Origin of the sequence: Nocardioides pocheonensis (assembly GCF_003725535.1) — a bacterium.
In the GTDB taxonomy this organism is placed as follows: Bacteria; Actinomycetota; Actinomycetes; order Propionibacteriales; family Nocardioidaceae; genus Marmoricola; species Marmoricola pocheonensis.
The window spans coordinates 33,538-46,534 of record NZ_RJSF01000011.1; the positions used below are offsets into that span (position 1 = coordinate 33,538).

Consider the following 12,997-nt stretch of genomic DNA (forward strand, 5'->3'; position numbering starts at 1 on the left):
GGGCCGGTTCGACGACCCGTGGTGGACCCAACCCGTTTCTCCACCACCCGGGTCGGTGGGGTTGTCGTGGTGGGACGGGCCGGGCGGTGTCCGCGAACACTCAAGGGGCTTGGCCGCGGCGCAGGCCCGCAGAGGTCACCACGCAGGGTGCTGTGCCTGCGACGCGCCGCCCCCGTTCGCGGGCGCCGTCTGGACCGGCCCACCCCGGCCCCGGCACCGACCCCGTGCGGCGCAGCCGCACAAGCGCCGCAGGCACAATGCAGGCGCAAAGCACGCCGCAGGCGAAACCTCACCCCCAGGGATCCTCCCGCCGCCACACCGTCGGGAAGGACAGGGCGACGTCGTCCTCGTCGGCCAGCCGGCCGAGCACGCGCATCGTGGCGTCGAGGTCGTCGCCGGCGTAGGGGAGGGCGCGCAGGGGTGGGTCGTCCGGAGTCATCGGCAGCGGGCGGAAGAAGTCGTCCCAGTGGGTGAGGACCGCGCGGCGGGCGCCGACCGTGCGGACGGTCTCGGCCCAGTAGGTCTCGACGTACTCCTCGGACTGGATGCCGAGCTGCCCGACGCCGAGGTAGACGACGTCGGCCCGCTCGCCCGCCAGCGCACCGGGCACGAAGCCGGCACTGCCCTGGACGAGCACGCTCGGCCCGCTGTCGTGGGAGAGCACGATCGACCACGCCTCGCCGCACCGGTACGCCGAGGCCCGGGCAGGGGGCACGACGGGGGCGGTGATCTCGCCGGGGAACCGGTCGGGCGGGCAGTGCTCGGAGGCGATCATCCGGACGGTCCAGGCGCCGCGGCTGAAGCGGGCTCCCGGGGCGACCACGAGCATCTGGTCCTCGGTCAGGCCGGCGCCACGGCCGACGTGTGCGGTGGACAGGCCGCCGACCAGCACCGCGCCGGTCATCCGGGCGACCTCGCCGGAGTCGAGCGCGTGGTCGAAGTGGCTGTGCACCGGCACCACCGCCTCCAGCCCGATCAGCGTCGGGCTCGCCGCCAGCAGGCGCTGCAGGCAGGCGGTGATCCGGTCGCGATCGGGAGCGATCCGGCCGAGCCCCACGCGGAGGAGGCCGGGCCGCGAGAAGTAGCCGTCGGTGAGGATCGCCGACTCACCGTCGTCGATCAGCAGCGTGCTCACGCCGGCGAAGGTGACGCCGAGGCTGCCGTCGGCCGCCGGCAGGTCGAACCGGTCGGCGTACCCAGAGACGTCCGGGCGCCCTGCCTTCCACCTCACGCCGCGCGCTCCGCCCGCCAGAGGGTGTGCTCGCCGTCGAAGCCCTTGAGCTCGACGGCACCGACCGGGGTGAAGGTGAAGTCGCCGGGACAGGCGTCGGCGACCTCGTCGGTGACGAAGACCTCGCCGCCGGAGGCCTGGGCCGCGACGCGCGCGGCCAGCGCGACGTTCTGCCCGAGGTAGTCGCCGTCGCGCTCGATCGCGGTGCCGGTGTGCAGCCCGATCCGCACCGTGATCGGCGTACGCCGCAGCTCGCGGCTGTGGTTCCACTTCGCCCCGAACGCGCGCTGGATGTCCAGCGCGGCGGAGAGCGCGAGCTCCGGGGTCGAGAACACCACCATGTGGCCGTCACCCTGGGTCTTCACGATCAGCCCGCGGTACTTCTCGACGTAGGTCTCGACGAGCTCGTCGTGGGCCGCGAGCACGCGCACCCAGCGGGAGTCGCCGAGGCTGGCGTTGAGGGCCGTGGAGCCCTCGATGTCGGAGAACATGATCGTCACGGTGCCGTCCGCCGCCGCCATCCGCCCGATCGCCGCCCGCTGCTCTGCGGCCCACCGGCTGAAGTCCTCGAGCGAGGCGACCAGCATCCGGCCGACACCCTGCTCGCGGGCGCGCGTGGCGGCCTCGACCACCTTGGTGACCACCTTGCCGGCGGCGTGCACGGCCCGCGGGTTGGACCGGGTCTCGACCAGCTGGATCTCGACGGTCTCCTGGAGCTGCTCGGCCTCGCGCCGCGCGTCGCGGAGCATCCGCACCGTCACGCCGAGGGCGGTCAGGCACAGCACCAGCGCCACCGCCAGCACCCACACCACGGCCACCACGCGGCCACTGTGGCACACCCCTTCCGATGATGAGATAGTGAGAACCTGTTCTAGTTTTCGGAGGACCTGATGACCGAGACCTCGCCCGTGATCGAGGGCTGGTTCACCACGGGGCCGGAGCCTGCGCTGATCGGCTCGCGCTGCACCACGTGCGGCAGCACGTTCTTCCCGCGGACGGCCGGCTTCTGCCGCAACCCCGCCTGCTCGGGCGAGGAGTTCGAGGACGCCGAGCTCTCCCGCCGCGGCCGGATCTGGTCCTACACCGACGCGCAGTACCAGCCGCCCGCGCCGTACGTCCCGGCCACCGACCCCTACGAGCCGTTCGCGCTCGCCGCGGTCGAGCTCCCCGAGGGCATCGTCGTGCTCGGCCAGGTCGCGCACGGCTACGGCGTCGCCGACCTCGCGGTGGGCCAGGAGGTCGAGCTGGTCGTGGAGCCGCTGCACGCCGACGAGACGGGCACCCGGACGATCTGGAAGTGGAGGCCGGTCGCATGAGCACCGAGGTCGCGATCGCCGGTGTCGGCATGCACCCGTGGGGCAAGTGGGGCCGCAACTTCGTCGAGTACGGCGTGCACGCCGCGCGTGCCGCCCTGTCCGATGCCGGCGTCGCGTGGACCGATGTCGACCTCGTCGTCGGCGGCGAGACCGTGCGCAACGGCTACGGCGGCTACGTCGCGGGCGCCACCTTCGCGCAGGCGCTCGGCTGGAACGGCGCCCGGGTCGCCACGTCGTACGCCGCCTGCGCCACCGGCGCCCAGGCCCTCGACACCGCCCGCGCGCGCATCCTCGCCGGCCTGTCCGAGGTGGCCCTGGTGGTGGGCGCGGACACCACGCCGAAGGGGTTCCTCGCCCCGAACGCCGGCGAGCGGTGGGACGACCCCGACTGGCTGCGCTTTCGGCTGCTCGGCATGACCAACCCTGCCTACTTCGCGCTCTACGCCCGCCGCCGCATGGACCTGTACGGCGCGACGCCGGCCGACTTCGCCGCGGTCAAGGTCAAGAACGCGCGCCACGGCCTGCACAACCCGAACGCCCGCTACCGCAAGGAGGTGACCGTCGACGAGGTGCTCGGGTCGGCGGTGGTCGCCGACCCGCTGCACCTGCTCGACATCTGTGCGACGTCCGACGGTGCCGCTGCCGTCGTGGTCACCTCGGTGGACTACGCCCGGCGGCACGGCCTGGCGAACCCCGTGAAGGTGAAGGCGATCTCGACGGTCACCCCGACCTTCCCGAACACCGTGCTGGACATGCCGAACCTCTCCACCGACCCGGCCGGGTCGGCCGGCGAGCCGGAGCGCACCTTCAAGGAGTCGATCGGCCACGCGGCGTACGAGGAGGCCGGCATCGGGCCGGAGGACGTCGACGTCGCCGAGGTCTACGACCTGTCCACGGCGCTGGAGCTGGACTGGATCGAGGACCTCGCCCTCTGCAAGCGCGGCGAGGCCGAGCAGCTGCTGCGGGCGGGTGACACGACGGTCGGCGGACGGGTCCCGGTCAACCCGTCCGGCGGGCTGGCCTGCTTCGGCGAGGCCGTGCCCGCCCAGGCGCTCGCTCAGGTCTGCGAGCTGACCTGGCAGCTGCGGGGCCAGGCGAGCGGCCGGCAGGTCGAGGGGGCCCGGGTCGGGATCACCGCCAACCAGGGGCTGTTCGGTCACGGCTCGTCCGTGATCCTGGCCACCTGAGCCCGGATCCACCGATTTCCGGCTGCTGCGCGCCACCATGCAGGCGCGCTGGCTGCGTTGCGGCCGCTTGACGGCCGTCCAGGCCGCCTTCGCGGACCGCGCCTTGCCATCGCACCCGCCTGGTGACGCTCGCCACGCCGGACCTCGGCGGATCCGGGCTGAGCCGTGACGCTGCCGGGTTCGTCTCGTTGTGCCACTTATGGGACTCGACCTCGGGAGGCCGGCGCTGACGCGCGGCCGAGCGCTGGTGCTGGCCGGCGTCGTGACCGCCGCCCTGGTCGTGCTCCCCGGTGCCGCCGCGACCGCCGCTGACCCGTCGCCCGCCCCGGCGCCGACCCCTGGGCCGACGCAGTCCGCCACGGTCGCCCCGCCCAGCCAGCAGCAGATCGACGACGCGCGCAGCGCGCTCGACCGGCTCCGCCGGCCCGCGAAGGCGCCCAAGACCCTTGCGGAGGTGTCGGGTCCGACCCACCCGAAGTCTCGCTCCGTGGGTCGGGAGATCAGCGACCAGGCCTGGTGGACCCTCGGGGCCGCGTTGCTGGTCGTGCTCGTGCTCAGCGAGGCGACCCGGATCAGCGTCCGGCGCGCGAAGCACCGCAGGGACGCGTGACGGGCCTGCGCGCCGTTCGTTGAGTGTTCATGCGACGTACCACCCCCCTGCTGACCTCTGCCCTCCTGGCGGTGGGCGCCCTGACCGGAGCGACGCTCTGCGCACCCGCCGCCACCGCGACGGACCCCGCCCCGGGGTCGGGCCTGCGCGACGTGATGTTCGTCGGCAACAACTGGGCCGGCACCGCCACGATCGTCGACGCGAGGTCGCTGAAGGTGCTCCGCACCGGGGTGAACCTCGTGCCCGACAAGCAGCAGGAGCTGACCGACATCATGCTCTCGCCGGTCCGGCTCGCGTACTACCTCGCCATCCAGCAGGGGCCGGGTGAGGGGCACGACCAGTACGTCGACGACATGTTCACCACCCCCGACGGCCGGTACCTGGCGGTCTCGCGTCCCAGCTTCGCCGACGTGGCCTGGATCGACGTCGCCAAGGCGGCGGCGGGCCGTTCCGACAGCGTCGTGCGGGAGCAGCAGATGGACGGCTACCGCGCCGACCACATGGCTCTCTCGCCGGACGGCCGGCGGCTGCTGGTCAGCGACTCCACCGCGAACCAGGTGATCGAGTACTCCATGGTCGACGAGGTGGTCGGCGGCAGGCAGATCAGGATGGGCGACCGCCTGCGCACCTTCGTCTCCGGCGAGACGCCTCACGAGAGCAACTACTCACCCGACGGGTCCCGGATCTACCACGCCTCCATCGGCAAGGTGTACACGCCGGGCGACGACCCGGCGCTCGACGCCCTCAAGGGCGACCGGTGGTTCGAGATCGTCGACAACAGCGACTTCTCGATCACGCGGCGCTGGGACATGGGCAAGGAGCTCGCCGAGGCCGGCTACCCGGGGATGAGCGCGGCCGTGCGGCCGATGGCGATCGCTCCGGACCAGCGGTTCCTCTACTTCCAGGTGTCCTTCTTCCACGGGTACGTCGAGTTCGACACGCAGGCGCCCGACCTCGACGGTGCCGTGACCTACACGGCCGGTGGCATCCCGGAGCCCCGCACGGGTGCGGTCACCCGCGTGGTGTCCCTGCCGAACCGGGTGCCGGACCTGCCGCGCGAGCAGTACGTCAACGACTCTGCTCATCACGGCCTCTCGATGGACGACGCCGGCACGACCCTGTGCGCGGCCGGCACGATGGACGACTACGCCGCGCTGATCGACCGTGCGACAGGGAGCTACCAGATCTTCGACACCGCCTCGACGGGACACCCGTACCTGAAGCCGTACTGGACGACCAAGGGCCTGGGGAACACCTGCTGGATCTCCCTGAGCGGGTCGGACTCCGTGGCGGTCCTCGACTTCCGCACCCACAAGGAGCTCGCCTTCCTCCCGGTGGGAGACCATCCGCAGCGAGTCCGGCTCGGTGAGGTCCCGGACGCCGTCGTGGCGTCGTGGACCGCGACGTCCTAGTCCGAACGGCCCCGTCCCCACGCATCGGAGAGAGACGGACTCACCCGCGGGTGCATCCGAAAAGCAGCCCCTCGGCGTCCTATGATCGGGATGGCTCGAGGGAGGGGTTGACCGTGGCGCGTGCACGGAGAGCACTCGTGGTGGTGCTCATGATGCTGTGCGTCTCTCCTGCCCTCCCCGCAGTGGCAGCGGGTGCCGATCCCACCGAGGTCTTCCCGATCGTCGTCGACGACCTGTCCGGCCCCGTGGCCGGAAAGCCCCTGGTGTTCGCGGCCACGCTGGTCGACAGCGGTGCCCCCGCGCCCGGCGAGGTGCTCAGCCTGTGGGTCCAGCCGTCCGGGTCCGCGGACTTCACCGAGGTCGGGCAGGCGACCACGAACGCCGCCGGCACGGCGTCGCTGAGCACCGTGCTCGACCGCAACGCCATGGTGCAGTGGCGGTTCGGCGGGTCCTCCGCCCGCGCCGCGAGCAGCTCCACGCCGTACGTCGTGGAGATCGCGCCCGCACTCACCCGGCGCGCGAACGACCTCACGCTGCGGCGCGGGCAGCGGCTCGTCGTGCGCGGCCGGACCTCCCCGGCGAAGCCCGGGTGCGCCGTCGAGCTGTGGCGCGGCGAGCTGCGCCCCCTCATGGTCGGGCCGAAGCCAGTGCGCCTCGCCCGGTCGACGGTGCGCGCCGACGGCAGCTACCGCCTGACGCGTCGGTTCCACCGGCACCTGCGGGCGCGGATCGCTGTCGTGATCCCGGCCTGCGGCGACAACGGTCGCGGGCTCTCGGCGTACCTGGGGTTGAGGGTCCGCTGAGTACGCTGCTGGAGTGAGCCAGATCTCTCCTCCAGCCGCCACCACCCTCGCGGAGCTCCGGGCCTCGGGCCACGTCCAGAAGAGCCTGCGCGAGGAGCTCCGAGACAACCTGCTGACCGCCCTGCGTGAGGGACGCGACCCGTGGCCCGGGCTGCACGGCTTCGAGAGCACCGTGATCCCGCAGCTCGAGCGCGCGCTCCTGGCGGGCCACGACGTCGTGCTGCTCGGCGAGCGCGGCCAGGGCAAGACCCGCCTGCTGCGCACCCTCGTCGGCCTCCTCGACGAGTGGACCCCGGTCATCGCCGGCTCCGAGCTCGGCGAGCACCCCTACGAGCCGATCACCCACCCCTCGCTGCGGCGCGCGGCCGAGCTCGGCGACGACCTGCCCGTGGTGTGGCGGCACCGCGACGAGCGGTACGCCGAGAAGCTCGCCACCCCCGACACCAGCGTCGCCGACCTGATCGGCGACGTCGACCCGATGAAGGTCGCCGAGGGACGGTCGCTCGGCGACCCGGAGACCATCCACTACGGCCTGATCCCGCGCAGCCACCGCGGCATCGTCGCGATCAACGAGCTGCCCGACCTCGCCGAGCGGATCCAGGTCGCGATGCTCAACGTGATGGAGGAGCGCGACATCCAGATCCGCGGCTACGTCCTGCGGCTCCCGCTCGACGTGCTCGTCGTGGCCAGCGCGAACCCCGAGGACTACACCAACCGCGGCCGGATCATCACGCCGCTCAAGGACCGCTTCGGCGCCGAGATTCGCACGCACTACCCGATCGAGATCCACGACGAGGTCGCGGTGATCCGGCAGGAGGCCCACCTCGTGGCCGACGTACCGGACCACCTCGTCGAGATCCTGGCCCGCTTCACCCGGGCGCTGCGCCACAGCCAGTCGGTCGACCAGCGCTCCGGCGTGAGCGCGCGGTTCGCGATCGCGGGCGCGGAGACGATCGCCGCGGCGGCGCTCCACCGCGCCACCGCGCAGGGCGAGGACGACGCGGTCGCGCGGGTCGTCGACCTCCAGACCGCCGTGGACGTGCTCGGCGGCAAGATCGAGTTCGAGACGGGCGAGGAGGGCCGCGAGGAGGAGATCCTCACCCACCTCCTCCGCACCGCCACCGCCGAGGTGGTCCGCTCCCGGCTCTCCGGCCTCGACCTGGGCCTCCTGGTGCAGGCGCTGGAGTCGGGCGCGATCGTCACCACCGGCGAGCAGGTGACCGCGCGCGACTTCCTGGCCGGCCTGCCGGTGCTGGGCGAGTCCGAGCTGTACGACGACATCTGCGACCGCCTCGACGCGACCAACGACGGGGAGCGCGCGGGCGCGATCGAGCTGGCGCTCGAAGGGCTCTACCTCGCCCGCAAGGTCGCCAAGGAGACCGACGGAGGAGAGGCCGTCTACGGTGGATAACTGGGTTCAAGGAATCTGCCATGGTTGAGAAGGGTGGTCACTCGACCTATTCGAGGTACCGAGGCGGGCCCGATCCGCTCGCGCCCCCGGTCGACCTCGCCGAGGCGCTCGAGCACATCGGCGAGGACGTCATGTCCGGCTACTCCCCGGAGCGGGCGATGCAGGAGTTCCTCCGCCGGGGCGGACGCGACCAGCAGGGCCTGGACGACCTCGCCCGGCGGGTGGCGCAGAAGCGGCGCGACCTGCTGCAGCGGCACAGCCTCGACGGCACGCTCCAGGAGGTCCGCGAGCTGCTCGACCGGGCCGTGCTCAACGAGCGCAAGCAGCTGGCTCGTGACGTCGACCTCGATGACGCCGACCGCGCGTTCCGCGAGGTCCAGCTCGACAACCTCCCGCCCTCGACGGCGGCCGCGGTGACCGAGCTGGCGTCGTACGACTGGCAGAGCAGCGAGGCGCGCGCGGACTACGAGAAGATCAAGGACCTGCTCGGCCGCGAGCTGCTCGACCAGCGCTTCGCGGGCATGAAGCAGGCGCTGGAGAACGCCACCGACGAGGACCGCGCGGCGATCAACGAGATGCTCGGCGACCTCAACCAGCTGCTCGAGAAGCACCGGCTGGGTGAGGACACCACCCAGGACTTCGACGACTTCATGGACAAGCACGGGGACTTCTTCCCGGAGAACCCGCAGAACATCGACGAGCTCCTCGACGCGCTCGCCCAGCGGTCCGCGGCAGCCCAGCGGATGCTCAACTCGATGAGCGCCGAGCAGCGCGCCGAGCTGATGGAGCTCTCCGCGCAGGCGTTCGGCAGCCCGGAGCTGATGGACGCGCTGGGCCGGCTCGACTCCAACCTCCAGGCGCTCCGGCCGGGCGAGGACTGGGGCGGCTCGGAGGAGTTCGGCGGCGAGCAGGGGCTGGGGCTCGGCGACGGCACCGGCGTGCTGCAGGACCTCGCCGAGCTCGACGATCTCGCCGAGCAGCTGTCGCAGTCCTACGACGGCGCCCGGATGGACGACGTCGACCTCGATGCGTTGGCCCGCCAGCTCGGCGACGAGGCGGCGGTCAGCGCCCGCACGCTCCAGGAGCTGGAGCGCGCGTTGCGCGACTCCGGCTACCTCAAGCGCACCTCCGACGGGCAGCTGCGGCTGTCCCCGAAGGCGATGCGCCAGCTCGGCAAGGCACTGCTGCGCGACGTCGCCGACCGGCTCTCCGGCCGGCAGGGGCAGCGCGAGCTGCGCCAGGCCGGCGCGGCGGGGGACCGCTCCGGCGCGACGCGTGAGTGGGCCTTCGGTGACACCGAGCCCTGGGACGTCCCGCGCACCGTGATCAACGCCGTACGCCGCCGGGCCGGCCGCGACTCGTCCTCCTCGCGCCTCTTCGAGATGGAGGACGTCGAGGTCCAGGAGACCGAGGCACGCACCCAGGCGGCCGTGGCCCTGCTGGTGGACACGTCGTTCTCGATGGCGATGGACGGGCGCTGGGTGCCGATGAAGCGCACGGCCCTCGCCCTGCACCAGCTGATCACCACGCGCTTCCGCGGTGATCGCCTCCAGCTGATCGGCTTCGGCCGGTACGCCGAGGTGATGGAGATCGAACAGCTCACCGCGCTCGACGCGATGTGGGCCAAGGGCACCAACCTGCACCACGCGCTCCTGCTGGCCAACCGGCACTTCCGCAAGCACCCGAACGCGCAGCCGGTGCTCCTGATCGTCACCGACGGTGAGCCGACGTCGCACCTCGAGCCGGACGGCGAGGTGTACTTCTCCTACCCACCCCACCCCCTCACGATCGCCAGCAGCGTGCGCGAGCTGGACAACGCCGGGCGGCTGGGTGCGCAGGTCACGTTCTTCCGTCTCGGCGACGACCCCGGCCTGGCCCGCTTCGTCGACTCGATGGCCAAGCGGGTGGACGGCCGGGTGGTCGCGCCGGAGCTGGACGACCTCGGGGCGGCCGTGGTCGGCAGCTACCTCGGCTCACGTGGTGGCCGGTCGTCGTACGCGGAGGAGTTCGGCGGGTGGCGCAGCGACTGGTTCGGCGGCGGCGGCCGGGGCTTCTGGGTCGGCTAGCCCCTAGCTCTGGCTGGTTGCTCTGGTGAGCTCCTCCAGCATCCGGCCCATCACCGCCTGGAGCGCCTTGAAAGGGCGGACCATCACCGTGAAGTCGACGATCTGGCCCTCGTCGTCCCACCGGATGATGTCCACACCCTCGACCTGCAGGCCGTCGACCTCCGCGGTGAACCGCAGCACGGCGTCGCGCTCGCCGACCCATTCGTCCTGGTAGCGCAGCGTCGGACCGAGCACGACCATCGCGCCGGCCAGGTACGCCGTCACGAGGTCGCGTCCCTCCTGCGGTGTGTGCACCGCCGGTGAGTGGAAGACCGCGTCCTCCGCGATGATCACGGGAAGGCGACCGGGGTCGCGGCTCTCGATCGTCTGGTGCCAGCGCTGCAGGCCGGTCTCGGCGGGTGTGGGCATGGCGGAAGGCTAGTGGGAGATCGCCTCCTTCGGGACGTTCGTCCCTTGAGGTCGACCCCGACTCGTGCACTAGGTTCGAAAGGTCGTGGCCGATCACGGGCGCATCCACCCAACGGGGGAGGTGCGGGCCGGGCAGCGGACCCCGGAGAGGGGAAGTTTTCATGGGAATGAAGGGCTTTGTCCGGCCTCGGCCTCTGGTCGTCGGCCTGGCGACGGTAGGACTGGGTGCGTTCGGTCTGGTGATGCCGACCTCGGCGGCACCTGCACCAAGCGCCACCCCGGTGACGCTGACCAGCGGATCGACGACGCAGTCCGAGTGGACCGTCGTCAACGACGACGGCACGCTCGACGGCACCCCGACTGGGGGCGCGGGCACGAACACCGGCGGCGACTGCCCGAGCACGCAGTTGCCGGGGCTGGCCGTCAATGAGGGCGCCTTCGACGTGAACGCATCAACCACGGAGACGCGTTCGACGGCGGTTTGCTGTTCTTCGTCAACGGCCACGAGATGGTCTCGCCCACGAATTGGGACGTCCAGACCGACCCGGTCAACAACACCTTGAACAGGGTGCTCACCTCCGGGCCGAGCAGCCTCGGTGGCCTCAACACGACGGTCGAGTACCGGGCGTTGCCCAACCAGCAGGTTCTGCGCAGCATGGTGACGCTGTCCAACCCGGGTACGACCTCGATGACGATCCCCTTCACCGTGGCGACGAACTTCGGTTCGGACAGCGGCACGACCGTGATCGCCACCAGCAGTGGTGACGCCGCCGTCAGCACGGCAGACCGGTGGCTGGTGACCGCCGACAACGCCGTCACTCCCGGCGACGCGGTGAACACCAGCGTGCTGGCCGGTCCGGGAGCGGTGGCAGCGCCTCCGGCGTCGACGTCTCAGGTCGTGTTCGATTGCGCGGACAGGGACGGCATCCAGGCGACGTACAACGTGACGATTCCGGCTGGTGGTTCCCGCGCCCTGATGTTCTTGAACGAGCTGTCCGGCACGAATGCTGCGGCCACGACGGGAGCGGCGCGGTTCAACACCAACCCGGCAGCGACCGACGAGCTGCTCACCGGCCTGTCCGACGCACAGCGGGACAGCATCGTGAACTGGCGCCTGACCGAGGGGCAGCCGGACGGCCTGATCCGCAAGCCGCACCACCCCTACGTCGGCAACAACATCTACAACACGACGGGACGCGGGCAGACCGTGCGGAGCAAGGTGCACCGCGGCGACTGGCAGAAGTTCACCGTCCGGATCTACAACGACGGGAACACCCGGACGACCTTCACCGCTCAGGGTCTCAGCTCGACCAGCAAGGTGCGCGTGAAGTACTTCGCCGGCGCGACCAACGTGACCACCGCGATGAAGTCGACCCAGGGCCTGTCGTTCTCCCTCGCCCCGGGCCAGTACAAGCAGATCAAGGTGAAGATGAAGATCACCAGGTCCGCGCACGTCGGAGTGCACAAGTTCGCCAAGGTGCTCACGACGAGCTCCAGCAGCGGCGTGAACAAGCAGGACGCCGTCAGGGCGATCCTCATCGCGCGCAGCTGAGCTCGCAGCGAGATCTGGTGCCCCGGCCGTAGGCCGCGGCAGCAGGTGACGGCACTCGCCGGGTCCCGGTTCAGCACCGCTGAGCCGGGACCCGGTCGTACCGGCGTGAAGGGCCACCCCTGCCTGACCGCGGGCATGCCGCTGGCCCGGCCTGTCCGTGGGATCGGGCCGGGTGCGGGGCGGGGTGGCTACTGGTCGGGTGGGTCGCTAGGGCTGGGCACCGTTGACGGGCTCAGGTCGGTGGTGCCGGTGCGGTCGCGCAGCCAGGTGTGTCCGTGCGGGCTGTGCCAGAGGTACTCGCCGGGGGTCAGCATCGTGTAGGTCCAGCCGCCGTGGGTCTTCATCCGGTGGTGTCGTCTGCAGAGGGCAGCGAGGTTGTCGCTGGACGTGGGACCGCCCGACTCCCAGGGAATGATGTGGTCCTTGTCGCAGCCTCGAGCGGGACGCTGGCACCAGGGGAACACGCACGTGCGATCGCGGAGCTCGATCTGCTCGGTCAACGTGGGGCTGGGTTGGTAGCCGGTGGAGTGCAGGGTCTCGGCGAGGTCGAGCACGGGCCGCACGGTGATCCTCGTGGTCCCGGTGGTGGAGCCGGCCCGGCACCACTCGGCGACCTGCCCGGTCGTGACGAGGTGTCCGGCGGCGTTCTCGATCCAGGCGGGTGCGAGCTCATCGCCGGAGGTCAGTGCGGCTTCGGAGAGGTGCACGTACAGCACCACGTCGCGGGCCTTCGGGGTGGTTGAGCCGCCACGGCGGCTGGTCGAACCCGGGACCGGGGAGGTTGAGCCGCTCAGTTGGGTGGTTGAGCCTGCCGAAACCACCCCAGCCTCGAACTCCAGCGCCTGCTCACCCCGAGCGAGCATCCCGACCGCCAACGACCGGCGAACATCCAGGGACTCCTCGTTCCCGAGGACCGCGAGTTGCTCAGCACCTCGCCGGACTGCTTCCTCCAGATCGATGGCGTCGGCGAGGTCGAGCTCGCCGTGGACCCTGGAGGTGCC

12 protein-coding genes are annotated in these 12,997 nt (G+C 71.5%); 8 read left to right on the forward strand and 4 right to left on the reverse strand.

What is annotated here, in order from left to right; genetic code table 11:
* Positions 1-289 precede the first annotated feature (289 nt).
* Both EFL26_RS05755 and EFL26_RS05760 read right to left on the reverse strand, forming a co-directional pair.
* The gene (locus EFL26_RS05755; RefSeq protein ID WP_123221952.1) at positions 290-1,231 is read right to left on the reverse strand and encodes an MBL fold metallo-hydrolase; all 942 of its coding nucleotides are present in this window, start codon (positions 1,229-1,231) and stop codon (positions 290-292) included.
* Positions 1,228-2,052 (reverse strand): adenylate/guanylate cyclase domain-containing protein, encoded by an 825-nt coding sequence (locus tag EFL26_RS05760; protein WP_123221953.1) that lies wholly within the window; start codon positions 2,050-2,052, stop codon positions 1,228-1,230. The genes EFL26_RS05755 and EFL26_RS05760 overlap by 4 nt, the downstream gene beginning before the upstream one ends.
* Before the next feature lie 69 nt (positions 2,053-2,121).
* Here EFL26_RS05760 and EFL26_RS05765 point away from each other — a divergent pair, with 69 nt between their 5' ends.
* The 7 genes from EFL26_RS05765 to EFL26_RS05795 all read left to right on the forward strand — a co-directional run bounded on the left by EFL26_RS05765 (position 2,122) and on the right by EFL26_RS05795 (position 10,036).
* Complete coding sequence (locus EFL26_RS05765) at positions 2,122-2,547, forward strand: Zn-ribbon domain-containing OB-fold protein (RefSeq protein ID WP_123221954.1); 426 nt, start codon at positions 2,122-2,124, stop codon at positions 2,545-2,547.
* On the forward strand, positions 2,544-3,734 hold the full coding sequence (locus EFL26_RS05770; RefSeq protein ID WP_123221963.1) for a lipid-transfer protein: 1,191 nt from the start codon (positions 2,544-2,546) through the stop codon (positions 3,732-3,734). The genes EFL26_RS05765 and EFL26_RS05770 overlap by 4 nt, the downstream gene beginning before the upstream one ends.
* A gap of 199 nt (positions 3,735-3,933) precedes the next feature.
* The gene (locus EFL26_RS05775; RefSeq protein ID WP_123221955.1) at positions 3,934-4,344 is read left to right on the forward strand and encodes a hypothetical protein; all 411 of its coding nucleotides are present in this window, start codon (positions 3,934-3,936) and stop codon (positions 4,342-4,344) included.
* A gap of 29 nt (positions 4,345-4,373) precedes the next feature.
* Positions 4,374-5,756 (forward strand): YncE family protein, encoded by a 1,383-nt coding sequence (locus tag EFL26_RS05780; RefSeq protein WP_123221956.1) that lies wholly within the window; start codon positions 4,374-4,376, stop codon positions 5,754-5,756.
* 113 nt (positions 5,757-5,869) lie between these two features.
* Positions 5,870-6,559 (forward strand): hypothetical protein, encoded by a 690-nt coding sequence (locus tag EFL26_RS05785; protein WP_148046640.1) that lies wholly within the window; start codon positions 5,870-5,872, stop codon positions 6,557-6,559.
* A gap of 22 nt (positions 6,560-6,581) precedes the next feature.
* Positions 6,582-7,970 (forward strand): sigma 54-interacting transcriptional regulator, encoded by a 1,389-nt coding sequence (locus EFL26_RS05790; protein ID WP_123221964.1) that lies wholly within the window; start codon positions 6,582-6,584, stop codon positions 7,968-7,970.
* 20 nt (positions 7,971-7,990) lie between these two features.
* Positions 7,991-10,036, forward strand: coding sequence for a vWA domain-containing protein (locus tag EFL26_RS05795; protein ID WP_123221958.1), 2,046 nt, complete (start codon positions 7,991-7,993; stop codon positions 10,034-10,036).
* 3 nt (positions 10,037-10,039) lie between these two features.
* On the opposite strand, the gene EFL26_RS05800 is transcribed toward EFL26_RS05795, so the two are convergent.
* Positions 10,040-10,444, reverse strand: a complete 405-nt coding sequence (locus EFL26_RS05800) for a nuclear transport factor 2 family protein (RefSeq protein ID WP_123221959.1) — start codon at positions 10,442-10,444, stop codon at positions 10,040-10,042.
* A 481-nt stretch (positions 10,445-10,925) separates the two neighbouring features.
* Between EFL26_RS05800 and EFL26_RS05805 the strand changes: the two genes are divergently transcribed.
* A complete protein-coding gene (locus EFL26_RS05805; protein WP_123221960.1) occupies positions 10,926-11,996 on the forward strand; it encodes a hypothetical protein in 1,071 nt (356 codons plus the stop codon).
* 188 nt (positions 11,997-12,184) lie between these two features.
* On the opposite strand, the gene EFL26_RS05810 is transcribed toward EFL26_RS05805, so the two are convergent.
* Positions 12,185-12,997 (reverse strand): HNH endonuclease signature motif containing protein (locus EFL26_RS05810; RefSeq protein WP_246000038.1); only part of this gene is annotated, 813 nt, incomplete at its 5' end.